Source organism: Streptomyces sp. NPDC052773 (assembly GCF_044547145.1).
Lineage (GTDB): Bacteria > Actinomycetota > Actinomycetes > Streptomycetales > Streptomycetaceae > Streptomyces.
Genome location: NZ_JBITZX010000005.1, coordinates 443,170 through 464,512 on the forward strand (window position 1 = coordinate 443,170; position 21,343 = coordinate 464,512).

Genomic DNA, 21,343 nt, shown 5'->3' on the forward strand with positions numbered 1-21,343 from the left:
GTGCCCCGCCGCCTGCCACGGCGGGGCGCGCAGTGGCTTGACTGCGACGCCCGGCTCGGGTCCGCTTTGCGGTACGCAAAGCGCAGATGCGCCGAGGAGCACTACTACTATGACCGCTGACCGTTTTCTTGCCAATCCGCAGGTGCTGGAGTCCCTCTACGGCCACCCCCCTGAACTTCGGGGAGTGAGGGTTCGGTCAGTCAATCTCAACTGGCGTGGTCCTACTCTGACGCTGCGCGTCGACATGCCGACGTACCCCAGGGTGCCGCCACAGGAATGGGCGGACGCCGGGATGGACACCGTGCAGTGCCAGCTGCAATTCCTAGCTGTGGAGCGCCTTGCACTCAGCGGTTGGTCCCCGCCGGTGGTCGGCGACATCGAGACGGCTTCACTGGGCATCGAGCGGCGCATGCGGGTGACGATCGACGGCAAGGGGACTTCGTTGCGGTTCGACTGTGCCGAATCCGTACGCGTCGGTCACGTCAGCGCCTTCTCCATCGGCGCCGACGGCTCGGATGATGGACGGCACCTCTTCATGAGCAAAGTCGATGCGCGACGGTATTCCACCCTTCCCGGAACCGAGGAGAAGACGTTCTATGAGCGCTGAGTGGGAGCGGTTGCTCACCTCACAGAACAACCTTGGGTCACTCTACGGCGATGCTCCACCCAAGCTGGAAGACTGTCATCTTTTCTACGTTCATCTAGATGAGCGCGACAAGTCAGTGACCCTCGGTTTCGAGACACGGCACCTGCCTGCCGAGATCCCCGAGGAATGGGCGGGGAACAAATTCAACACCGTGGAGTTCTACCTTGTATTCGCTGACGTGGTGGGGTTCCAGGCAAACGGCTGGGGGGCGTCCGAGGCCAGACACGTCCGGCTGATCGCCCGCACGGACGGACTCTTCGAGGTGACGCTCGGGACCACGGCTTCAGGCATCTGGTTCCAAGCCCCTGCGCCCCGACTGACGAAGGTGCGCACATACCTGGCGGCCCACCAGTGAAGCGTCAGCCCTCGGCGCCCTCTTGCAGATCTTGTGTGAAACATTTCCCCCACTCCACCGCATCGAAGCAGTGAGAGCACCACACACCAGGGGCGGGGAGCGCGGATGGGGCAGGGGTGGGCGGATGAGTTCGCGGGGGCGCGTGCCGGGCATCTGTACCGGTCGGCGTGTCTGCTCACCGCCGGGGACACCCATCTCGCCGAGGACCTGGTCCAGGAGACCCTGGGGCGGTTGTACGTCAGCTGGCACCGGGTCAGCCGGGCCGGGAACCCCGCCGCGTACGCCCAGACCGTGCTCACCCGAACCTTCCTCGCCCAGAGGCGGCGGCGCAGCAGCACCGAGCGGGCGACCGATGTGCTGCCCGAGCGGGCCGACACTGCCGGGGGCGACGCGTCGCTGCGCCTGACCTTGCTGGAGGCGCTGGCCCGGCTGCCCGTCAAGGACCGGGCCGTCGTCGTGCTGCGCTACTGGGAGGACCGCAGCATCCAGGAGACGGCCGACGTCCTCCACGTCAGCTCGGCCGCCGTACGCACCCGCTGTGTGCGCGCGCTCGCGCGGCTGCGGGAACTGCTCGGTGAGGATCTGGCCGAGTACGCCGCGACCTGAGCCCGCTTCCGCAGGACACCTCCTCATCTCACGACTCGTAGAAACGGTGGTTCGCCATGCCCGTGGAACCCACGCAGGACCCCTTCGAGAGCCGGCTCGGCGCCGCCCTGCGCGAGACCGGTGACACCTTCGACACCGACCGCCCCGCCCTGGTCGCCGCGGGGCAGGCGCGCGGACGCCGGATGCGGCTGCGCCGCCGGGCCGCGGTGTTCGGCGGCGCGGCGAGCCTCGCGCTCGTGGGTGTGGGCGTCACCCTCGTCATCAACGGGAAGGGGATCGGGAGCGGTGCTGATATGGATGGTCGTGCGTCCGTCGGGCGGGCGGGCGCGGCTTCCGCCGCCGCGGCCGTGCCCGACGACGGCGTGAGCGGCGAGGAGCTGGTAGCCACGCTCAAGTCGCTGCTTCCCGAGGGGAAGGTCAGCGACGCGACCGGGCAGGGCACGCACGAGGGGCCGTCGCCGCACGTGCGGGTGGTGTTCGACGACGGTCGGGGCGCCGGGGCCGTCGCCGTCGGCCTGGACCGGGTCGAGCCGGGCAGCGAGACGGCCCGTCAGTGGACCACGTGCCCGGACAAGGTCGTGATCCCGCACGACGGCTGCCGCACCAGCCGGCTGCCCGACGGCTCGGTCCTCATGACCTTGCGGGGGTACGAGTATCCGGACCGGCGCGTTGACACCAAGCGCTGGCAGGCGGAGCTGGTCACCGCCGAAGGGCAGCACATCAGTGTCAGCGAGTGGAACGCGGCGGCGGAGAAGGACGCGCCCGTCACCCGGCCGGAACCGCCGCTGTCCGTCGCACAGTTGGAGAAGGTGGCCACCGCGTCCGCCTGGCGGGCGGTGGTGGACGCCATTCCGGAGGATCCCGGAAACCCGAAGCCCACCTCCGGCACGGAGGCACCGGCGTCCCCGCCCCCGGCCGCCGACGGTGCCGCCGTCCGCGACACGCTCGTCGGGCTGCTGCCGGACGGGGCCGAGGTCGTCTCCCAGGGCGGCCAGGAGACCGAGTACGCGTACGTCGTCGTCGACGACGGAAAGGGGCGGAGTCTCGTGCAGATCAATGTGCAGCCGGACATGCGGGACGTCGCCGATCAGCTGTACGCCGACGCGGAGACCCTGGCCGACGGCACCAAGGTCGCCGTCCGGCAGGGGCCGGGCGAGAAGGGCGGCGAGGGGGTCGTCATGTGGACCGTCGACACCATGCGCCCCGACGGCCGCCGCGTCGTGATCAGCGCCTTCAACTCCGGCGCCCAGCACACGGCCGCGACCCGCGAGGCCCCCGCTCTGACGATCGGGCAGCTGCGACAGATCGCCCTCAGCCCGCAGTGGCTCAAGCTGCGCTGAGCAGGCGGCTATCCTCGGGGAGCACATCACCTTCCGGGGGACTCCAGCGACGATGACCACGCAGCCGCCGCCGTACGGTTACGGCCACCAGCCCGCATACGGCCGCCCGTCCCCGCCCCCGCCGGCGGCTCCACCGGCGGCTCCGCCGGCAGCTCCGCCGATGGCTCCCCCGGCGGGCTTCGGCCCGCCCCCTCCTCACTACGCCGCCCCGGTACCACCGCCTCAGCCGGTCCTCCAGGGACCGGAGTTCATGGCGGTGGACCGGCACAACTCCATCGTCGTCGACTCCGCGGGCGTGACCTTCGAGGTCAACGGTGTGTCCGCCGAGTTCCCCTGGCAGGAGATCCGCAGCGTCCACTACCGGCCCAGCCCCTCCGGCAAGCACCTCATGATGGGCGTGGTCCACCTGGACGGCCTCTTCTACGAGTGCGTGGTCGAGGCCAAGCCCAGGGCGAGGATCCAGGAGTGGTTCGCCCAGCTGCCCGCGGTGCTCGGTTACTACCGCCCGATGGGCTGACCCCAGGGTCTGGCTAGAAGAACTCCGACCACGGCTGATCCCAGACCTGCTTCACGCCCAGCACCAGGAACAGCAGGCCCGCCAGTGCCAGCATGCCGTTGCTGAGCCAGCTGTTGCGCCATTCGCGGGGAGTGCGGGACGAGTTGAGCAGCCAGAGCAGCGTGCCCGCCAGGAAGGGGAGGAACGCCGCGCCCAGGACGCCGTAGAGGATGATCAGGCGGAAGGGCTGGCCCTGGAAGAGGAGGACGATCGGGGGGAAGGTGAGCCAGAGCAGGTACGCGCGGAAGGGCCAGGAGCGTTCGCGGGTGCCGGAGGCCACCGCCTCGGCCTTCGGGGCGTCGCCCCTGCGGTAGCGCGCGACGAAGTCGGCGAACATCAGGCTGACGCCGTGCCACACGCCGATCAGGGACGTGAAGGACGTGGCGAAGAAGCCGATCAGGAAGAACTTGGCCGTCGCCGTGCCGTACTTCTGCTCCAGGATGTCGCCGAGCTGGATCAGGCCCTTGTCACCGCTCGCGATCGCCACGTTCGCGGAGTGGAGCAGTTCCGCGCCGACGAAGAGCATCGCGATCACGAAGATGCCGGTCGTCGCGTAGGCGACCCGGTTGTCCAGGCGCATGATCTTCATCCAGCTCGCGTCCGTCCAGCCCTTGGCGTTGACCCAGTAGCCGTACGCCGCGAGGGTGATCGTGCCGCCCACGCCGCCGATCAGGCCCAGGGTGTTGAGGACGGAGTCCTTCTCGTCCGGGAGGACCGGGAGCAGGCCGGCCAGGGCGTCGCCGAGGTTCGGGGTGACCCTGATCGCCAGGTACACGGTCACCACGAACATGACGCCCACCAGGACCGTCATGACCTTCTCGAACACCGCGTACTTGTTGAACCAGACGAAGACCAGGCCGACCAGGCCGCAGGCCACCGCCCACCACTTCAGGTCCATGACGTCGGGGAACAGCGCCTGCAGCGGGAGCGCGCTGGACGACATCGCCGCCGCGCCGTAGACGAAGCCCCAGATCACCAGGTAGACGGCGAAGAACCAGGTGGTCCAGCGGCCGAGGCTGGCCCAGCCGTCGAAGAGGGTGCGGCCGGTGGAGAGGTGCCAGCGGCCGGCCGCCTCCGCCAGTGAGATCTTCACCAGGCAGCCGACGACCGCGGCCCACAGGAGCGTGTACCCGAAGCTGCTGCCGGCGATGAGCGTCGCCACCAGGTCTCCGGCGCCGACGCCCGTCGCGGCCACGACGATCCCGGGGCCGATGTACTTCCAACTGGACTTGCGGGGTGGGGAGTCGGGGCCCCCGACCTGTGGTTCCGTGGTGTTTCCCGTGGTGTCCGCCATGCTGGCCAAGAAAGCCGATCAACGGCCGCGCGGCAAGAGGGCGTGCGGGATCTCCACAGATCGAGTGCTCCTGGCGTACGCCGGGCTACGGCTGTCGCCGGCCGCAGCCGTCGCACGCGCACGTGCCGAGCTCGAACCACACGGTCTTGCCCGGCCCGTCCTGGTGGCAGCCCCAGCGCCGGGCGAGCGCGTCCACCAGGAACATCCCCCGGCCGCTCTCCGACGTCCCCGCCTGGAGCACCTGCGGGACCCGGCGGCCCGCGTCCGCGACCTCGCAGCGCAGGACGCCGTGGGCGGCGGACAGGGTCAGCCGGAAGCGGCTCGCCGAGTGCAGCAGGGCGTTGGTGGCCAGTTCGCTGACCAGGAGTTCGGCGGTGGCCACCAGGTCGTCCAGGTCGTCGCGCTCGGCCAGCCCCCATCCCTCCAGCTGCCTGCGGACCTCCGCGCGGGCCTCGCCGACCGCGGAGGGGCGGGGGTCGTACTCGCTGCTCGCGTGTCCCGCGCCCATGGGGGGCTGCGGGTACGCGCCGTACCGGGGGTGGGGGGCCGGAAGGAGGCCCCCGGTGAGTGGCGGCATGGGTTCAGGCTGTCCCGGGGGCCGGCCCGCCACACGGGGAGGACTACCCGATTCCATACCTGCGTGGCGGCGCGGCACCGGCAGGGACTACGCGTATTGGAGGCGGACCGAGGCCCCGTCAGGGTCGTCGCGGATGTCGACGTACGCGCAGACCTGGCGGGCGAACCACAGGCCCTGGCCGGGCCGCGGCTCCGGGGCGGGCGGGGGGACGAAGCCGGCGAGCGGGTCGTCGAGGCGGCGGGTGGTGCGCAGTTCGCAGACGCAGGACGGCGCCTCGCCCCACAGCAGGACGCCGGTGACCGGGTCCACGGCGGCCTCCGCCACCGCCGTGGCGAACAGGTCCGCGTCCGCGGCGGCCAGGCCCCGGGCGACCGCCCAGGCGCGGACGGCGTCCGGGTCGGGCGCGTCCAGCCGGTGCGCGTCGCGGGGCGCGGGCGGCAGGGGTACGGCGTCCAGTTCGGCGGCGACCAGCAGCGGGTCGGCGTACACCTCGGTGTCGGGGTGGGCGCGGCGGGCGGCGGCGATGACGGCGGGGCCCGCGGTGCGGGTGTCGTAGACGCACATCGCGGTGGTGGCGTACGGCGCGAAGAGGACGTTGGCCAGGGCCTCGTAGCGGATCCACTCGGCGGACTCGCGGGCGGAGCGGCCGGCGCGGCCGGCCCAGTCGGGTTCCATGAGGAGGTGGATACGGCCGCCGGGGCCGGCCTGGCCGGCGAGGTGGCCGGCGGCGCGGGCGATGGCGTTGGCGGCGGAGCCGGTGTACCAGTCGGTGTGCGGGACGGTGACGACGCGCTGCGCGTCGGCGTCGGGGAGCGCGTCGCGCAGCAGGTCCAGCTTGGCGGGGGCGGCGATGGCGACGGGCGGGGGCTCGTCGGGGGCGGCGAGGCCTTCGGCGAGGAAGGGCAGGGCGGTGGCCAGGAACTCGTCGTCGGTGCTGTGGACGGCGATGCGGTGGTCGAAGGGGCCGGGCGGGGTCGGCCGGGTGGCTGGTCGGGTGGTGGTCATGGGTCCCTCGGAGGTGGTGGGGCGGACACGGGTGTGTCCGGATGAGCGGTGGTGACGGGGATGCCGCCGGGGTGGGGATGCGGTGCTGCCGTGGTGACAGGGGCCGGTGGGGTGCGGCTGCCGGTCGTCGTCAGCGCTGGGCCGTCACCCAGGCGGCGATCTGGCTGCGGTTGCTGAAACCGAGCTTGCTGAGGATGCGTTCGACATGGCCTTCGGCGGTGCGGCGGGCGATCACCAGGCGGTCGGCGATCTGCTGGTTGGCGAGTCCTTCGGCGACGAGTTCGGCGACCTCGGTCTCGCGGCGGGTGAGGCGGACGCCCTGCGGGGGGCGTTCCGGCTCGGGCGGTTCGGGGGGCCGGTGTTCCTCCAGGGCGTAGCCGACCAGGTCGGGCAGGGCGAGGGCGGCGCCCTGGGCGTAGGCCCGGTCGAAGGCCTGGGCGCCGGTGGCCTCGCGGGCCCGGGCCTCGGTGGAGCGGCGGGCGGTGTCGAGGGCGGCGGAGCCCCAGCGGTCGCGGTCGACGTCGGCCCACACCCGGTCGGCGCCGCCGAGGAGGACGGCCGCGCGTTCGGGGGCGCCGCCGTGGCCGGCGATCTGGGCGAGCAGATCGAGGGTGAGGCCGATGCCGACGATGTCGTGGACGGCGAGTTTGCGGCGCAGCGCCTCGCGGGCGTGGTGTTCGGCGCGCGGCCAGTCCCGCTTCACGGTGTGGGCGAGGGCCAGCATGCGCAGGACGTACGACCGCACCCATTCCTCGCCGTGCTCCTCGCACAGCCGCCGGGTCTCCTCGCAGAGCGCGATGGCCTCGTCCGCCTCGCCGAGGAAGGAGAGGGCGCAGGCGAGTTCGACGCGGTCGAGGCCGACGAGGCTGAGGTGCTGGCCGGGCAGGGGGCCGCGGGCGACGCCGGCCCGGAAGTGGTCGAGGGCGGCGCGCAGGTCGCCGCTGAAGAGGCGGATGACGCCGATGACGTACTCGGCGTGGGCGGCTTCCGCCTCGTCGCCGAGCCGGCGGGCGAGGGCGGCGGCCTCCTCGGCGCGGCGGCGGCCGCGGGTGAGGTCTTCGGGGCAGCCGGCGAGGAGGCCGGAGATCCACAGGGCGCGGGCGCGTTCGCGGGTGGGTCCGGGATGGGCGTCGAGGGCGCGGTCGAGCCAGTAGCGGCCTTCGCGGGGGGCGCCGCAGGCGTGCCAGTAGAACCAGAGGGTGCCGGCGAGGCGGAGGCCGGCGAGGGCTTCGCCGGGGGCGGTGAGGCTGTAGTCGAGGGCGGCGCGGAGGTTGTCCTGGTCGGCGCGGAGGCGGGCGACGGTCGCGCGCTGGCCGGGCCCGAACCAGGTGCGTTCGCAGGCGGCGGCCCGTTCCTGCATCCAGTCGCGCTGGCGGCGGCGGGCGGCGTTCTCCTCGCCGGGGAGTTCGCGGAGTTTCTCCAGGCCGTAGTGGCGCAGGGTGTCGAGGAGGCGGTAGCGGACGCCGTCGGGGCCGGCTTCGCGGCTGAGGACGCTCTTGTCGACGAGTCCGACGACGGCTTCGAGGACGTCGTACGCCCGCACCCGTTCGCCGTCCGCGCAGACCGCCTCGGCCGTCTCCAGGTCGAAGCCGCCGGCGAGTACGGCGGCGCGGGCCCAGACCAGTTGCTCGCGCTCGGTGCACAGGTCGTGGCTCCAGTCGACGGCGGCGCGCAGGGTCTGGTGGCGGGGCAGGACGGCGGGGCTGCCGGCGGAGAGCAGGCGGTAGCGGTCGTCGAGGCGTTCGAGGAGCTGTTCGACGCTGAGGACGCGCATCCGGACGGCGGCGAGTTCGATGGCGAGGGGCAGTCCGTCGAGGCGGCGGCACAGGCGGGCGACGGCGGCGCGGTTGGCGGGGGTGAGGCGGAAGCCGGGGTCGACGGCGGCGGCGCGGTCGGCGAAGAGGGTGAGCGCGGGGCTCGCGTCGGCGGCGGAGAGGTCTCCGTCGGGGTCGGGGACGGGCAGCGGCCGTACGTCCATGAGGTGTTCCTCGGTGAGGCCGAGGCGGTGCCGGCTGGTGGCGAGGATGCGGACGCCGGTGGTGCCGCGCAGCAGGGCGGCGGCGAGTTCGGCGCAGGCGGCGAGCAGGTGTTCGCAGTTGTCGACGACGAGCAGCAGGCGCCGGGCGCGGACCTGTTCCACCAGGGCGTCGAGCGGGGGCTGGGCGGAGTAGTCGTGCAGGCCGAGGGCGTCGGCGGCGGCGAGCGGGACGAGGGCCGGGTCGTGCAGGCCGGCGAGGTGGACGAAGCGCACGCCGTCGGGGAAGGCGCGGGCGACGCGGGCCGCGATCCGGGTGGCCAGGCGGGTCTTGCCGACGCCGCCGGGTCCGGTCAGGGTGACGAGCCGGGCGCGGGCCAGCAGGTCGCGGCCCTCGGCCTGTTCGTCCCGCCGGTCGACGAAGCTGGTCGTCTCGACGGGCAGGTGACCGTCTCGTCTCGGCGCTGATCCGCCCATGATCAGCCAGTCCTCTGGGGTGTGAGCGGGGGTCGGCTGTCCGTGGCTCCCGGTGCACGGGCCTTCACTCTTCCCCGGCTTGCACATATATGCACGCGGCGCTCACACCCACGGGTGCACTTTGCCGGGGTGCCCGCCGGGGGCGGGGGCCGCGCGTACACTGCGCGGCCGTTTTCCGCCTGGTTCAGGCCGTCTGGCTCCGCCATGCTATTGACCTGCTCATGCCATCCGCTCACCATGAGCGCCACACCCACACCAGTAGGTCGTACGTCGCACGGAAGAACCACCCCCAGCTCCACTCCCCACTTCCGGAGACCCCGGAATCCCTGGAGAACCAAGGAGACTTCATGCGACTTCGCATCCGCGGCCGAGGCGCCCGCGCCGGCCAGGCCACCCGCGCCGGCCGAGGGACCCGGGGCGGCAGACGCACCGCCGCGCTCGCCGGTCTGCTCACCCTCGCCCTCGCGGCCCCCGTCTCGGCGACGGCCGGCGAGGCCGGCGCCGACAGCGCGGCGAAACCGGCCGCCTCGGCGGACGACATCCGCCAGTACGAGATCCATCTGCACTCGACGGCCGAGGACCGCACCGCGTTGCAGCGGGCCGGCGTCTCCGTGGACGAGGTCCACGGGCACGGCGTGGTCGTCTCCGGCCGCGCGGACCAGATCCGCGAGCTGCGCCGACTCGGTTACGACGTCGCCCCGTTGGGCGCCGTCCCGGACCGGTCGGCCCCGGCGGACGACATCCGGATCAACGACTTCCCGTCGGCCGACTCGCGCTACCACAACTACGCGGAGATGACGAACGAGATCAACTCGATCGTCGCGGCCCACCCGTCGATCGCGAGCCAGCGCACCATCGGCACCTCCTACCAGGGCCGCAACATCGTCGCCATCAAAATCAGCGACAACGTGGCCACGGACGAGTCCGAGCCTGAGGTGCTGTTCACCCACCACCAGCACGCCCGCGAGCATCTGACCGTCGAGATGGCGCTCTACCTGCTGCGCGAGCTGACCTCCGACTACGGCAGCGACTCGCGCGTCACGAGCATGGTGAACAACCGCGAGATATGGATCATCCCGGACCTCAACCCGGACGGCGGCGAGTACGACATCGCCACCGGCTCCTACCGCTCCTGGCGCAAGAACCGGCAGCCCAACTCCGGTTCCTCGTACGTCGGTACGGACCTCAACCGCAACTGGAACTACCGCTGGGGCTGCTGCGGCGGCTCCTCCGGCTCACCGTCCTCCGAGACCTACCGCGGTACGGCGCCGGAGTCGGCGAAGGAGGTCAAGGTCGTCTCCGACTTCGTGCGCAGCCGGGTCGTCGGCGGCAAGCAGCAGATCAGGGCGGGCATCGACTTCCACACCTACAGCGAGCTGATCCTGTGGCCGTTCGGCTACACCTACGCCGACACCACCACGGGCATGACGGCCGACGACCGCAACGCGTTCGCCACGGTCGGGCAGAAGATGGCCGCCAGCAACGGCTACACCCCGGAGCAGTCCAGCGACCTGTACATCACCGACGGGTCGATCGACGACTACCTCTGGGGTGTGCACAAGATCTTCGGATACACCTTCGAGATGTACCCGAGGTCCAGCTCCGGAGGCGGGTTCTACCCGCCCGACGAGGTGATCGAGCGGGAGACCTCACGCAACCGGGACGCGGTCCTGCAACTGCTGGAGAACGCGGACTGCATGTACCGGTCGATCGGCAAGGAAGCCCAGTACTGCTAGGCGTCCTCGCTCTCCTCCGCCTTCGCGTCGTCCTCGAAGTAGGCGTCCAGCACCGCGTCGAGCTGTGACTCCCACTCCGCGAAGCGCGCCCTGGCCGGCGCCTCGATCTCGATCGGGTACCAGCGCCGGTCAGGGGTGTGCACCGTGACGGTGAACCGCTTGCCGAAGCGGGCCGTCTCGGTCTCCACCGCGCCGATCTCGTCCCAGCGGAAGTCGCAGCTCTCCTCGTCGAGGCTGAGACGGATGCCCCGGGCGTCGGCGACGATCCGGGCGCGCCGGTCGGCGGCCTCGAAGACGGGGCCGTCGGCGGGGGGTTCCTCCTCGGGGGTCACCTCCTCCGCGGCCTCGTCCGTCTCCTCTTCCGCCACGGCCGTCTCCGGCGCCGTCTCCGGCGCCGCGGGCGTCTCGTCCGGCTCGTCGGGGCGCGGGCCCGTGATGCCGGGGACGAACGCCGGGTCGGCCGCGGCGCCTTGCAGGGGCTGAATGCTGGGTCCTATGCGCTGCTCCACGGCGGAAGTATGGACGACGGAGCTGTGCGGGCGACAGCCAGGCTCACCCGCACCCCTGTTCCCGGGCCTGTTTCGCAGGCCTGTTCCCCTGCCTGTTCCCGGGGTGTCCGCTTAGACGAACAGGCTGAGCACCGCCGCCACCGCGAACCCGGCCAGCGACAGCACCGACTCCAGCACGGTCCACGTCTTCAGGGTGTCCCGCTCGCTGATGCCGAAGTACTTGGCGACGATCCAGAAGCCTCCGTCGTTGACGTGGGAGGCGAAGATGGAGCCCGCCGAGATGGCCATGATGACCAGGGCGACGAACGCCTGGGAGTGGCCGCCGTCGGCGAGCAGCGGGGCGACGATCCCGGCCGTGGTGACGATGGCGACGGTGGCCGAGCCCTGGGCGACGCGCAGCACCAGGGAGATCAGGTACGACAGCACGAGCACCGGCAGGCCCACGTCGTTGAAGGTGTCCGACAGGGCCTGGGCGACGCCGCTGGCCTTGAGGACGGCGCCGAAGACCCCGCCCGCGCCGACCACGAGCAGGATGTTGCCGACCGGCTTCAGCGAGGACGTCGACACGGTCTCCAGGGACTTGCGGGACCAGCCGCGGCGGACGCCGAGGACGTAGTACGCGAGGAGCAGGGCGAGGGTGAGGGCCACGAAGGGGTGGCCGAAGAACTCGATGACCGAGCGGAGGGTGGAGGGCTCCAGGGCGATCGAGGAGAAGGTGGCGGCGAGGATCAGGATCAGCGGCGTGCCGATGATGGCGAGGACCGTGCCGAGCGCGACCGGCTGTTCGCGGGGTGCGGCCCGCTCGGCGAGCACCGCGCGCTTGGCCTCCTCCGCGGCCTCCACCATGTCCTGCGGGACGGGCACGAAGATGCGGCGGCCGATCCACGCGGAGAACGCCCAGGCGGCCAGGACCGCCGGGATGCCGCAGACGACGCCCATGAGGATGACCCAGCCGAGGTCCACGTGGAGCAGCCCGGCGGCGGCGACGGGGCCGGGGTGCGGGGGCAGGAAGGCGTGGGTCATGGACAGGCCGGCGAGCAGCGGCAGGCAGTAGAGGAGGATCGACTTGCCGCTGCGCTTGGCGGCGGCGTAGACGATCGGCGCGAGGACGAAGATGCCGACGTCGAAGAAGACGGGGACGCCGAAGATGAGGCCGGTCAGGCCCATGGCGAGCGGGGCGCGCCGCTCCCCGAACAGGTTCAGCAGCCGGGAGGCCAGCACCTCCGCGCCGCCGCTGACTTCGAGGATCGCGCCGAGCATGGTGCCCAGGCCGATGATGATGGCGACATGGCCGAGGATGCCGCCCATGCCGGACTCGATGGTGGAGACGGCGTCCGAGCGCTGGACGGTGCCGAAGAGTTCGGTGACGGACAGACCGGCCATCAGGCCGACGGCTATGGAGACGGCGAGCAGGGCGACGAACGGCTGGAGGCGCGCCTTGATGATGAGGAAGAGCAGCAGCGCGATGCCGAGGGCGGCGACGGTGAGCAGTCCGGCGGTGCCGTCGATCAGCAGCAGGAGGCCGCCGGTGTGCGGCGGGGACGAAGGGGATGAAGGGGACATCAGGGGGTCCTCTGGATAAGTACATACTGCTTTCGGGCAGGGGGGATCGCGGCATGGCGTCCGGGAGTGCGCGGACACCATGCCGTTCACGGCGTGCGGGAGATGAGGAGGGGTCAGCCGAGGACGGCCAGCGCGTCGATCTCGATGAGGAGCCCCGCGGGCAGACCGACGTAGACCGTGGTGCGGGCGGCGGGCGGCTGGGTGAGGCCCTGCTCCTCGAAGTAGGCGTTGTAGATCTCGTTCATCTCGGCGAAGTGGTCCACGTCCGTGAGGTAGACGCGGATCATCATCACGTCGTCCCAGCTCGCGCCGCCCTCCTCCAGGATCGCCTTGACGTTGGCGAGGGTCTGGAGGGTCTGCTCGCGCAGGGTGGGGCCGGCGGGCGTCGGGGGCTTGCCCTCCTCGGCGGGGAGGAAGCCGACCTGGCCGGCGACCTGGAGGATGTTGCCCTTCTTCACGCCGTGCGAGAACTTCGCGGGCGGGGTGGTGTGGGTCTTCGGGGTGAGTGCGATCTTGTCCGTCATGCGGGGTCCCTTACTGGCGTTCTTCCGGAGTACTCGCCGCTGATGTCCTCCGCCGTACGGCGCACCAGCGGGAGCAGGGTGAGGAGTTCGTCGGCGGTGACGACGACGTTCGGCGCGGAGACCGACATCGCGGCGACGACCCTGCCGTCGGCACCGCGGATGGGTGCGGCGACGCAGTTGATGGACTCCTCGTGGCCGCCGAGGTCGGTGGCCCAGCCCTGTTCGCGCACCTTGGCCAGCTCCGTGAGGAAGGCCTCGGCGTTCGGCGTCGAACGGGCCGTGTAGAGGGGGTAGTCGAGCTTCTCCGCCACGGCGCGCCGCTCCGGCTCGGGCAGGTCGGCGAGGAGCAGCTTGGCGACGGCGGCGACGGTGATGGCGACGGGTTTGCCGATCCGGGAGTACATGCGGACCGGGTAGCGGCTCTCCACCTTGTCGATGTAGAGGACCTCGTCGTCCTCGTAGACGGCGAGGTGGACGGTGTGTCCGCACTGTTCGTTGAGGCGGACGAGGTGGGGGTGGGCGATCTCCCGGATGTCCAGGTTCTCCATCGCCTCCTGGGCGAGGGCGAAGAGCCGGGCGCCGAGGCGGTAGCGCTGGTCGGACTGGCGGTAGACGAAGCCGTGTTCGTTGAGGGTGCGCAGCAGCCTGAGGGCGGTGGACTTGTGCACGCCGAGGCGGTCGGCGACCTGTCCGAGGTCGGCGGGGCCCTCGGCGAGCAGCGGCAGGATGCTCAGCGCGCGGTCGACGGTCTGGCTCATGGCGTACGTACCTCCTCCTCGGCCCCTTGGGTGGCGGCTGTCCAGCCGGGGCCGAGTCGAAGTCTCCCCCACGCGGTGTCGTCGAGGGCGGCGAGCCGGTCGGCGTGGCCGCGGGCGGGGGGTGCGGCGAGGTCGCCGGGGGCGGTGAGGGCGGCGGCGGCCCACAGGTGACCGTGGCGGAGGCGGTCCCGCACGGGCAGGCCGCGCAGGGTGGCGGAGAGGAACCCGGCGGCGAAGGCGTCTCCGGCGCCCACGGCGGCGACGACGTCCACGGTGAGGGCGGGCACGAAGGTGGCGTTGCCTCCGTGGAACGCGGTGGCGCCCGCCGGGCCCTGCTTGACGACGAGCACCTCGGGCTCGGGCAGCGCCGCCCGGACGGCCTCCGGGTCCGTCAGTCCCCATGCCTCGTCCTGGCCGACGAAGACCACGTCGGCGCGGCGGGCGAAGTCCCTGAGCAGGGCGGGCCCCTCGGGGTCCGGCCACAGGCCGGGGCGGTGGTTGACGTCGAAGGAGACGAGGGGGCGGCCGGGGCGGGGCGCGGTGAGTTCCCGCATCAGGTCCCGGCAGTCGTCGGAGAGCGCGGCCGTGATGCCGGACAGGTGCAGGATCCGCGCGGCCCGGACGGCCGTCGGGTCGACGCTGTCCGCGCTCATCGCGGACGCCGCCGACCCCGCCCGGTAGTACGCCACCTCGTGCGCGTCCGTCGCCCGGTCGCCCGCCGTGCGGAAGTACACGCCGGTCGGGCGCGCGGGGTCCCGCCGCACGGAGGTGACGTCGACGCCGTACGACCCGATCGTCTCGACCAGGTGGTCGCCGAACCCGTCGGCGCCGACCCGGCTGACCCAGCGCGCCGAGTGCCCGGCGGCGGCCAGCATGCAGGCCACGTTGGACTCCGCGCCGCCGATCGCCCGCTCGAAGGACGGCACGTCGGCGAGACGGCCGGGGCGGGAGGGCAGGAAGGTGACCATGGACTCGCCGAGCGCGACGACGTCCACGACGCCGGGGGCGTTGCACGGTCCGGTGGCGGTCACGATCGTCGTAGCTCCTCGGTGTCGTACGGGGTGGTGGCCGATCCGTTGACCCCGCGTTGGCCGAGATGTTAGACAGCGGTAAGCGACATACGCAATGGACGTTGCATAACATGCAACGCACCTGATCAGGAGGCTCTTGATGAGCAGCGAAGCCCTCGCCCGCCTCACGGAGGCAGTCGTCGACCACCGCTTCCGGGGCCTCCCGCCGGACGCCGACGGGCTCACCGTCGGCGAGCTGGCCGCCCAGCGCCGCAACCTTTTCACCGGCGGCTTCACCACCCCCGTCCTGGCGCTGTCCGCCGAGCACCTGGAGCACAACCTGCGGCTGATGGCCGAGTACACCGAACGCCACGGCCTGGCCTTCGCCCCGCACGGCAAGACCTCCATGGCCCCGCAGCTGTTCGCCCGCCAGATCGAGCACGGCGCCTGGGGCATCACCCTCGCGGTGCCGCACCAGGTGCGGGTGGCGCGGGCGTTCGGCGTGGAGCGGGTGTTCCTGGCGAACGAGCTGGTGGACGCGGCGGCCCTCGGCTGGATCGCCGCCGAGCTGGCGGACCCGGCGTTCCGCTTCGTCTGCTACGTCGACTCGGTGCGCGGTGTGGAGCTGATGGACGCGGCGCTGACGGAGGCCGGCACGCCCCGTCCGGTGGACGTGGTCGTGGAGCTGGCGGCGGGCGAGGGCGCCCGGACCGGGGTGCGCACGGAGGCGGAGTGCGCGCGGGTCGCGGACGCGGTGGCCGCGGCCCGGTCGCTGCGGCTGGCGGGGGTCGCCGGGTACGAGGGCGAGGTGCCGGGGGCGACGCCGGAGCGGGTGCGGGCGTGGCTGGACCGGCTGGTGGCGCTGGCCGTGGAGTTCGACAAGGCGGGCCGGTTCGCGGGGCTGGACGAGATCGTGGTGAGCGCGGGCGGCAGCGCCTGGTTCGACACGGTCGCCGAGGCCTTCGCCGCGATCCCCGAACTCTCCGCGCCCGTGCTGAAGCTGCTGCGCTCCGGGGCGTACGTCTCCCACGACGACGGCCACTACCGCAGGCTGACCCCGTTCACCCGGGTCCCCGAGGAGGGCGCCCTGGAGCCCGCGTTCCGGCTGTGGGCGCAGGTGGTGTCCCGGCCGACGGCCGAGCAGGCCTTCGCCAACGCGGGCAAGCGGGACGCGGCTTACGACCTGGACCTGCCGGTCGCCCGGGTGGTCCGCCGGGACGGCGTCGAGCGCCCGGCCACCGGGATCGAGGTGACGGGCCTGTCCGACCAGCACGCCTGGCTGCGCACCTCGCCGGAGGCGGACCTGGAGGTCGGCGACTGGCTCGGCCTCGGGCTGTCCCACCCGTGCACGTCGTTCGACAAGTGGCAGCTGATCCCGGTGGCCGAGGCGGACGGCACGGTCGTCGACTACGTCCGCACGTTCTTCTAGGGGGCACGGCGATGGAAGATCTCGTCATCCGGGACGCGGAGGTCGTCGACGGCACCGGCACGCCGTCCTACCGCGCCGACGTGGTGGTGGACGGCGGCCGGATCGTGTCGATCGTCAAGGAGGCCGCGGCGGCGGGCTGCCAGCGCCCGTCGGCGGTGCGGGAGCTGGACGCCGAGGGCCTGGTCCTCTCCCCCGGCTTCATCGACATGCACGCCCACAGCGACCTCGCGCTGCTGCGCGACCCCGACCACAGCGCGAAGGCCGCGCAAGGCGTGACGCTGGAGGTGATCGGCCAGGACGGGCTGTCGTACGCGCCGGTCGACGACCGTACGCTCGCCGAGGTGCGCCGCGCGATCACCGGCTGGAACGGCTCGGGCGACGACATCGACTTCGACTGGCGGTCGGTGGGCGAGTACCTGGACCGGCTGGATGGGGGCATCGCGGTCAACGCGGCCTATCTGATCCCCCAGGGCACGGTCCGCGCGCTCGCCGTCGGCTGGGAGGACCGCGAGGCGACCCCGGCCGAGCTGGACCGGATGCGGCGACTGGTCGCGGAGGGCCTGGAGCAGGGCGCGGTCGGCATGTCGTCCGGGCTGACGTACACGCCGGGCATGTACGCGAAGGACGCCGAACTGACCGAACTGTGCCGGGTGGTGGCGTCGTACGGCGGCTACTACTGCCCGCACCACCGCTCCTACGGGGCGGGGGCGCTGGAGGCGTACGCGGAGATGGTGGCCCTCGCCCGGGAGGCGGGCTGCGCGCTGCATCTGGCGCACGCCACCATGAACTTCGGCGTGAACGAGGGCCGCGCGCCCGAGCTGCTGGCGCTGCTCGACGAGGCGCTGGCGGCGGGCGCGGACATCAGCCTCGACACCTACCCCTACACGCCCGGCAGCACCACGCTCGCGGCGCTGCTGCCGAGCTGGGCGAGCGAGGGCGGCCCGGACGCGGTGCTGGCCCGGCTCGCGGACGCCGCGACGGCCGAGCGGATCCGTCACGACCTGGAGGTCACCGGGTCGGACGGCTGCCACGGGGTGCCGGTGGAGTGGGACACGATCGAGATCTCCGGGGTCGGCGACCCGGCCCTCGCCGGCTGGGTCGGCCGCCGCGTGGACGGCTGGCCGGCGGCCCGCCGGCTGCTCCTGGAGGACCGTCTGGCCACCTCGATCCTCCAGCACGTGGGCCACGAGGAGAACGTCCGGGCGATCATGCGGCACCGCGTCCACACCGGCGGTTCCGACGGCATCCTCCAGGGCGCGAAGCCGCATCCGCGCGCCTACGGCACCTTCCCGCACTACCTCGGCCACTACGTCCGCGAGCTGGGCGTGCTGTCCCTGGAGGAGTGCGTCGCGCACCTCACCTCCCGCCCGGCGGCCCGGCTGCGGCTGCCGGACCGGGGCGTGGTGCGCGAGGGACACCGGGCGGACCTGGTGCTGTTCGACCCGGCCACGGTGGCGGCCGGGTCGACGTACGACCGTCCGCGCGCGCTTCCGACGGGCATCCCCTACGTTCTGGTGGACGGCCGGTTCGTGATCGAGGACGGGCGGCGCACGGACGTCCTGGCGGGCCGCTCGGTGCGCAGGACGCCCGTGTGAGCGGTCACGGCTTGGGCAGGGTGCAGCCGCTCGCATGGAGGTCGAGCTTGTTGTCGAGGCCGAAGCAGGCGGCGAACTGGTAGGTCTGCTGGGCGTAGTTGATGCCCTGGCGGACGGTGACGTTGCCGTTCGCGTCCACCTCGCACGGGTTGTTGAGGGTGCAGCGCTCGCCGCTCTCGTTGCCGGTGTTGTTGACGGCGACGACCCGGCCGGTGGACTGGTCGACGACCGGGGAGCCGGAGGTGCCGCCGATGGTGTTGCACGTGGAGGTGTAGCGGACGGAGTCCTTCCAGGTCCAGTCGCCCTCGCGCAGCTGGTGGACGAAGCCGTCTATGGAGCAGTTGTAGATGCGCTTCCAGTAGCCGGAGACGACGCTGATGGCGGTGCCGGCGACCGGGTGGGTGTCGTTGAGGGTGAGCGCGTCGATGCCGTAGGAGCTCTTGATCTGCGCGTAGGTGCGGGTGAGCTGGTAGACGGCGGCGTCGGTGTCGGTCATGGTCGCGTAGGCGATCTTGTTCGCGCGCAGCGTCGCCACCCGGGTGCCGGCGGAGTTCAGCAGGCCGAAGGAGCGGGTGGAGGCCCGGTCGACGACGACCTCGCCGGGGTCGAGGAAGCCGGACTCCAGACAGTGGCCGTTGGTGAGCACCAGCGCCGGGTCGTCGGCCGCGGAGTCCGGCATGCGGATGACCGAGCCGGAGCAGTTGCTGAGCGCGACGGTGCCGGCGAAGTTCACCGCCTTCACCGCGGGCGCCGTCTCGGTGTCCGGCGTGGCCGCGACGGCGGGCGCCGCGCCCGCCCCGGTGATCACCAGGGCCGCGAGCGTGGCGAGGAGAGGCTTCTTCATGTGGGGGTCCCCTCTGTACGACGGAGGCGACCGGAGGTCGTCCGGCCGCCCGCTGTCTTGTCATGCACATCCTCATGAAGGAGGGAGGGGTGGGCAAGGAGCCGTTTTCCGCCACACGTTCGGGGCATGAGCGAGACCCCGCGCCCCGGTCACCGGGTACTCGGCCGCCTCGGCGGGCCGCTCCGGCGTGGCCGGAAGCCCGCGTTCGACGACGGTGAACGGCGGGCCGCCGAGCTGCGGGCGCAGCGGCCCCGCCGGCGCCGACAGCAGCACCCCCGGCCGGAGCAGGGACAGGGGCGCGGCGTGGAGCGCCAGGACGTCGGTCAGGGCCGTCGCCGCGTGGAACGAGCCGGTCGCGGTGCGGGACGTTCGGCGGCGCGGGGCGTTCGGCGGGATCAACGATCGTTCAGCGGCCACGAGGCGATCGCCGACCGGGCGTACGGGCCCCCCTTGGCCCTACTTGGGACCCTTGGTGCCGCCCTGGCCGTGGCCCGGGTTGCCGTTGGCGTTTCCGGGGCCGTCGTCCGGGGCGGGGGTGACGGTGGGGGCGGAGACCGGGGCCGGGGCGGTGGACGGGGCGGCCGTGCCGGAGGGCTCGGAGGTGCGGGACGGGGAGGCGGAGGGCTCGTCGGCGGACGGCTCGGGGGTGCCGGCGTCGCTCGCGGTCGCGCTCGGCGACGGGGACGAATCCGGCGTGGTCCGTGCGCCGCCCGCGGTGGGCGGGGCGGAGGTAGCGGCGTCCCGGGTGGTGTCCGGGGCCGTGTCGGACGGCGTCCCGGAGCCCGGGTCGGCGGCCGTCGGGCTGGTCCGGCCCTTCTCGCTCTGCGCTCCCCCGCCGGACGACGAGAACCCGGCGATCAGCGCCGCCGCGGACACCGCGCCCACGGCCACCGCGACGCCGGCCGCTCGCCGCTGCCGCCAGGGACTGGGCTTGCGCCGCGAACGCCGGGGCCCCGGCGCCACGACCGGTGGCAGCTCGCGGGTCTCGTCGTAGGTGTTCTGCCAGCCGTGTGCCGCCGCCGGGTCGGCGTACTCCTCGTAGGCCGGGATGTGCTCCGGCTGCGGCTGGTACACCATCGGCGGACCGTGGTGTTCACCCGTTCTGGGGGGCTCGGACATGGCCGCGCATTCTAGGGACTGGAGTGTCTCCAGGGACAGCGCGGAGACATATCCATCCAAACCAGCCGTCTCACGTGGCGGAAAACACGACCCGCGCAGCGATACCCGGCCGTAAGCTCCCAGACATGCAGGTGATCCAGTCGACCAAGCTCGCCAACGTCTGTTACGAGATCCGGGGCCCGGTGCTCGAGGAGGCGATGCGGCTGGAAGCTGCCGGTCACCGCATCCTCAAGCTGAACACGGGCAACCCGGCGGCGTTCGGCTTCGAGTGCCCGCCCGAGATCCTGGAGGACATCCTCCGGAACGTGTCCTCCGCGCACGGCTACGGCGACGCCAAGGGCCTGCTGGCCGCCCGCCGGGCGGTCGTCATGCACAACCAGACCATTGGCATCGAAACCGACGTCGAGCACGTCTTCATCGGCAACGGCGTCTCCGAGCTGATCGTCATGGCGATGCAGGGCCTGCTGGACGACGGCGACGAGGTGCTGGTCCCGGCCCCGGACTACCCCCTGTGGACGGCCGCCGTCTCCCTGTCCGGCGGTACGGCGGTGCACTACCGCTGCGACGAGCAGTCCGACTGGATGCCGGACCTGGCCGACGTCGAGCGCAAGGTGACCGACCGCACCAAGGCGATCGTCATCATCAACCCGAACAACCCGACCGGCGCGGTCTACGACGAGACCGTCCTCAAGGGCCTCACCGACATCGCCCGCCGCCACAACCTGCTGGTCTGCTCGGACGAGATCTACGACAAGATCCTCTACGACGGCGCCACGCACACCCCGACCGCCGCCGTCGCCCCCGATCTGCTCACCCTCACCTTCAACGGCATGTCGAAGGCGTACCGGGTGGCCGGCTACCGGGTCGGCTGGATGTCGATCTCCGGCCCGCGCGCCCACGCCGACTCCTACATCGAGGGTCTGACGATCCTGGCGAACATGCGGCTGTGCGCGAACATGCCGGGCCAGCACGGGGTGGTCGCCGCGCTCAGCGGACGCCAGACGATCAACGACCTGGTGCTGCCGGGCGGGCGGCTGAAGGAGCAGTTGGACGTCGCGTACGAGATGCTGACGCAGATCCCGGGCGTGAGCTGTGTCCGCCCGAAGGGCGCGCTGTATCTCTTCCCGCGCCTCGACCCCAAGGTCTTCAAGATCAAGGACGACCGGCGGATGGTGCTGGACCTGCTGCGGCAGGAGAAGATCATGGTCGTCCAGGGCACCGGCTTCAACTGGCCCGAGCCGGACCACTTCCGCGTCGTGACGCTGCCGACGGCGGGCGATCTGCGCGACGCGATCGGGCGGATCGGGAACTTCCTCGACGGCTACAGCCAGCTGTAGGGGCCGTCGCGCGCGCCCTGGAACCTCACGGCCCGGCTTTTCGGGATCGCGCTCAACTTTAGAACGAATCCAATGTAGGATGGCTTCT

21 protein-coding genes are annotated in these 21,343 nt (G+C 72.1%); 9 read left to right on the forward strand and 12 right to left on the reverse strand.

Features of this window, described 5'->3' with window-relative positions; all coding sequences use genetic code 11:
* Positions 1-109: 109 nt before the first annotated feature.
* The 5 genes from ACIG0D_RS14770 (at position 110) to ACIG0D_RS14790 (ending at position 3,464) form a co-directional block, all read left to right on the forward strand.
* On the forward strand, positions 110-607 hold the full coding sequence (locus ACIG0D_RS14770; protein ID WP_399800155.1) for an Imm50 family immunity protein: 498 nt from the start codon (positions 110-112) through the stop codon (positions 605-607).
* The gene (locus tag ACIG0D_RS14775) at positions 597-1,001 is read left to right on the forward strand and encodes an Imm50 family immunity protein (RefSeq protein WP_399800158.1); all 405 of its coding nucleotides are present in this window, start codon (positions 597-599) and stop codon (positions 999-1,001) included. The genes ACIG0D_RS14770 and ACIG0D_RS14775 overlap by 11 nt, the downstream gene beginning before the upstream one ends.
* Positions 1,002-1,106: 105 nt before the next feature.
* The gene (locus ACIG0D_RS14780) at positions 1,107-1,607 is read left to right on the forward strand and encodes a SigE family RNA polymerase sigma factor (protein WP_399800161.1); all 501 of its coding nucleotides are present in this window, start codon (positions 1,107-1,109) and stop codon (positions 1,605-1,607) included.
* A 56-nt stretch (positions 1,608-1,663) separates the two neighbouring features.
* The gene (locus ACIG0D_RS14785; RefSeq protein ID WP_399800163.1) at positions 1,664-2,947 is read left to right on the forward strand and encodes a hypothetical protein; all 1,284 of its coding nucleotides are present in this window, start codon (positions 1,664-1,666) and stop codon (positions 2,945-2,947) included.
* Between the two features lie 250 nt (positions 2,948-3,197).
* A complete protein-coding gene (locus ACIG0D_RS14790; RefSeq protein WP_399800166.1) occupies positions 3,198-3,464 on the forward strand; it encodes a hypothetical protein in 267 nt (88 codons plus the stop codon).
* 13 nt (positions 3,465-3,477) lie between these two features.
* Here the strand turns inward: ACIG0D_RS14790 and ACIG0D_RS14795 are convergent, their stop codons facing one another.
* From ACIG0D_RS14795 to ACIG0D_RS14810, 4 genes are all read right to left on the reverse strand, one after another.
* Complete coding sequence (locus tag ACIG0D_RS14795; protein WP_399800168.1) at positions 3,478-4,797, reverse strand: Nramp family divalent metal transporter; 1,320 nt, start codon at positions 4,795-4,797, stop codon at positions 3,478-3,480.
* A gap of 85 nt (positions 4,798-4,882) precedes the next feature.
* The gene (locus tag ACIG0D_RS14800; RefSeq protein WP_399800298.1) at positions 4,883-5,305 is read right to left on the reverse strand and encodes an ATP-binding protein; all 423 of its coding nucleotides are present in this window, start codon (positions 5,303-5,305) and stop codon (positions 4,883-4,885) included.
* Positions 5,306-5,461: 156 nt separating this feature from the next.
* On the reverse strand, positions 5,462-6,379 hold the full coding sequence (locus tag ACIG0D_RS14805; protein ID WP_399800170.1) for an anti-sigma factor RsbA family regulatory protein: 918 nt from the start codon (positions 6,377-6,379) through the stop codon (positions 5,462-5,464).
* Positions 6,380-6,509: 130 nt separating this feature from the next.
* Positions 6,510-8,831, reverse strand: coding sequence for an ATP-binding protein (locus ACIG0D_RS14810; protein ID WP_399800173.1), 2,322 nt, complete (start codon positions 8,829-8,831; stop codon positions 6,510-6,512).
* 347 nt (positions 8,832-9,178) lie between these two features.
* Between ACIG0D_RS14810 and ACIG0D_RS14815 the strand changes: the two genes are divergently transcribed.
* Positions 9,179-10,567 carry a M14 family metallopeptidase gene (locus tag ACIG0D_RS14815; RefSeq protein WP_399800175.1) on the forward strand — a complete coding sequence of 463 codons (1,389 nt, stop codon included), beginning with the start codon at positions 9,179-9,181 and terminating at the stop codon, positions 10,565-10,567.
* Here ACIG0D_RS14815 and ACIG0D_RS14820 read toward each other — a convergent pair.
* The 5 genes from ACIG0D_RS14820 to ACIG0D_RS14840 all read right to left on the reverse strand — a co-directional run bounded on the left by ACIG0D_RS14820 (position 10,564) and on the right by ACIG0D_RS14840 (position 14,952).
* Positions 10,564-11,076, reverse strand: a complete 513-nt coding sequence (locus ACIG0D_RS14820) for a hypothetical protein (RefSeq protein ID WP_399800178.1) — start codon at positions 11,074-11,076, stop codon at positions 10,564-10,566. The genes ACIG0D_RS14815 and ACIG0D_RS14820 overlap by 4 nt on opposite strands.
* A 111-nt stretch (positions 11,077-11,187) precedes the next feature.
* Positions 11,188-12,639: a GntP family permease gene (locus ACIG0D_RS14825; RefSeq protein ID WP_399800181.1), complete on the reverse strand. Its 1,452-nt coding sequence runs from the start codon at positions 12,637-12,639 to the stop codon at positions 11,188-11,190.
* 113 nt (positions 12,640-12,752) lie between these two features.
* A complete protein-coding gene (locus ACIG0D_RS14830) occupies positions 12,753-13,163 on the reverse strand; it encodes a RidA family protein (RefSeq protein WP_383324496.1) in 411 nt (136 codons plus the stop codon).
* Positions 13,160-13,921 (reverse strand): IclR family transcriptional regulator, encoded by a 762-nt coding sequence (locus ACIG0D_RS14835; protein WP_399800184.1) that lies wholly within the window; start codon positions 13,919-13,921, stop codon positions 13,160-13,162. The genes ACIG0D_RS14830 and ACIG0D_RS14835 overlap by 4 nt, the downstream gene beginning before the upstream one ends.
* The gene (locus ACIG0D_RS14840) at positions 13,918-14,952 is read right to left on the reverse strand and encodes a sugar kinase (RefSeq protein ID WP_399800186.1); all 1,035 of its coding nucleotides are present in this window, start codon (positions 14,950-14,952) and stop codon (positions 13,918-13,920) included. Before ACIG0D_RS14840 ends, ACIG0D_RS14835 begins: the two co-directional genes overlap by 4 nt.
* 139 nt (positions 14,953-15,091) lie before the next feature.
* Between ACIG0D_RS14840 and ACIG0D_RS14845 the strand changes: the two genes are divergently transcribed.
* Both ACIG0D_RS14845 and ACIG0D_RS14850 read left to right on the forward strand, forming a co-directional pair.
* Positions 15,092-16,360 (forward strand): amino acid deaminase, encoded by a 1,269-nt coding sequence (locus ACIG0D_RS14845; protein ID WP_399800188.1) that lies wholly within the window; start codon positions 15,092-15,094, stop codon positions 16,358-16,360.
* 11 nt (positions 16,361-16,371) lie between these two features.
* Positions 16,372-17,955, forward strand: coding sequence for an amidohydrolase family protein (locus tag ACIG0D_RS14850; protein WP_399800191.1), 1,584 nt, complete (start codon positions 16,372-16,374; stop codon positions 17,953-17,955).
* Positions 17,956-17,959: 4 nt separating this feature from the next.
* Here ACIG0D_RS14850 and ACIG0D_RS14855 read toward each other — a convergent pair whose 3' ends face one another.
* From ACIG0D_RS14855 to ACIG0D_RS14865, 3 genes are all read right to left on the reverse strand, one after another.
* Positions 17,960-18,799 (reverse strand): serine protease, encoded by an 840-nt coding sequence (locus tag ACIG0D_RS14855; protein ID WP_399800194.1) that lies wholly within the window; start codon positions 18,797-18,799, stop codon positions 17,960-17,962.
* Between the two features lie 72 nt (positions 18,800-18,871).
* A complete protein-coding gene (locus ACIG0D_RS14860) occupies positions 18,872-19,216 on the reverse strand; it encodes a hypothetical protein (protein WP_399800197.1) in 345 nt (114 codons plus the stop codon).
* A 39-nt stretch (positions 19,217-19,255) separates the two neighbouring features.
* On the reverse strand, positions 19,256-19,876 hold the full coding sequence (locus tag ACIG0D_RS14865) for a hypothetical protein (RefSeq protein ID WP_399800200.1): 621 nt from the start codon (positions 19,874-19,876) through the stop codon (positions 19,256-19,258).
* A gap of 167 nt (positions 19,877-20,043) precedes the next feature.
* Between ACIG0D_RS14865 and ACIG0D_RS14870 the strand changes: the two genes are divergently transcribed.
* Complete coding sequence (locus ACIG0D_RS14870) at positions 20,044-21,255, forward strand: pyridoxal phosphate-dependent aminotransferase (RefSeq protein ID WP_365758316.1); 1,212 nt, start codon at positions 20,044-20,046, stop codon at positions 21,253-21,255.
* The last annotated feature ends 88 nt before the right edge of the window (positions 21,256-21,343 follow it).

What these genes read in the sequence shown, in the direction of transcription:
- ACIG0D_RS14815 (WP_399800175.1), top strand. Translation starts at nt 9,179, where the DNA reads ATGCGACTTCGCATCCGCGGCCGAGGCGCCCGCGCCGGCCAGGCCACC.
- ACIG0D_RS14785 (WP_399800163.1), top strand. Translation starts at nt 1,664, where the DNA reads ATGCCCGTGGAACCCACGCAGGACCCCTTCGAGAGCCGGCTCGGCGCC.
- ACIG0D_RS14825 (WP_399800181.1), bottom strand. Translation starts at nt 12,639, where the DNA reads ATGTCCCCTTCATCCCCTTCGTCCCCGCCGCACACCGGCGGCCTCCTG.
- ACIG0D_RS14830 (WP_383324496.1), bottom strand. Translation starts at nt 13,163, where the DNA reads ATGACGGACAAGATCGCACTCACCCCGAAGACCCACACCACCCCGCCC.
- ACIG0D_RS14850 (WP_399800191.1), top strand. Translation starts at nt 16,372, where the DNA reads ATGGAAGATCTCGTCATCCGGGACGCGGAGGTCGTCGACGGCACCGGC.
- ACIG0D_RS14870 (WP_365758316.1), top strand. Translation starts at nt 20,044, where the DNA reads ATGCAGGTGATCCAGTCGACCAAGCTCGCCAACGTCTGTTACGAGATC.
- ACIG0D_RS14865 (WP_399800200.1), bottom strand. Translation starts at nt 19,876, where the DNA reads ATGGTGTACCAGCCGCAGCCGGAGCACATCCCGGCCTACGAGGAGTAC.
- ACIG0D_RS14795 (WP_399800168.1), bottom strand. Translation starts at nt 4,797, where the DNA reads ATGGCGGACACCACGGGAAACACCACGGAACCACAGGTCGGGGGCCCC.
- ACIG0D_RS14845 (WP_399800188.1), top strand. Translation starts at nt 15,092, where the DNA reads ATGAGCAGCGAAGCCCTCGCCCGCCTCACGGAGGCAGTCGTCGACCAC.
- ACIG0D_RS14770 (WP_399800155.1), top strand. Translation starts at nt 110, where the DNA reads ATGACCGCTGACCGTTTTCTTGCCAATCCGCAGGTGCTGGAGTCCCTC.
- ACIG0D_RS14855 (WP_399800194.1), bottom strand. Translation starts at nt 18,799, where the DNA reads ATGAAGAAGCCTCTCCTCGCCACGCTCGCGGCCCTGGTGATCACCGGG.
- ACIG0D_RS14775 (WP_399800158.1), top strand. Translation starts at nt 597, where the DNA reads ATGAGCGCTGAGTGGGAGCGGTTGCTCACCTCACAGAACAACCTTGGG.
- ACIG0D_RS14810 (WP_399800173.1), bottom strand. Translation starts at nt 8,831, where the DNA reads ATGGGCGGATCAGCGCCGAGACGAGACGGTCACCTGCCCGTCGAGACG.
- ACIG0D_RS14800 (WP_399800298.1), bottom strand. Translation starts at nt 5,305, where the DNA reads ATGGGCGCGGGACACGCGAGCAGCGAGTACGACCCCCGCCCCTCCGCG.
- ACIG0D_RS14835 (WP_399800184.1), bottom strand. Translation starts at nt 13,921, where the DNA reads ATGAGCCAGACCGTCGACCGCGCGCTGAGCATCCTGCCGCTGCTCGCC.
- ACIG0D_RS14780 (WP_399800161.1), top strand. Translation starts at nt 1,107, where the DNA reads ATGGGGCAGGGGTGGGCGGATGAGTTCGCGGGGGCGCGTGCCGGGCAT.
- ACIG0D_RS14790 (WP_399800166.1), top strand. Translation starts at nt 3,198, where the DNA reads ATGGCGGTGGACCGGCACAACTCCATCGTCGTCGACTCCGCGGGCGTG.
- ACIG0D_RS14805 (WP_399800170.1), bottom strand. Translation starts at nt 6,379, where the DNA reads ATGACCACCACCCGACCAGCCACCCGGCCGACCCCGCCCGGCCCCTTC.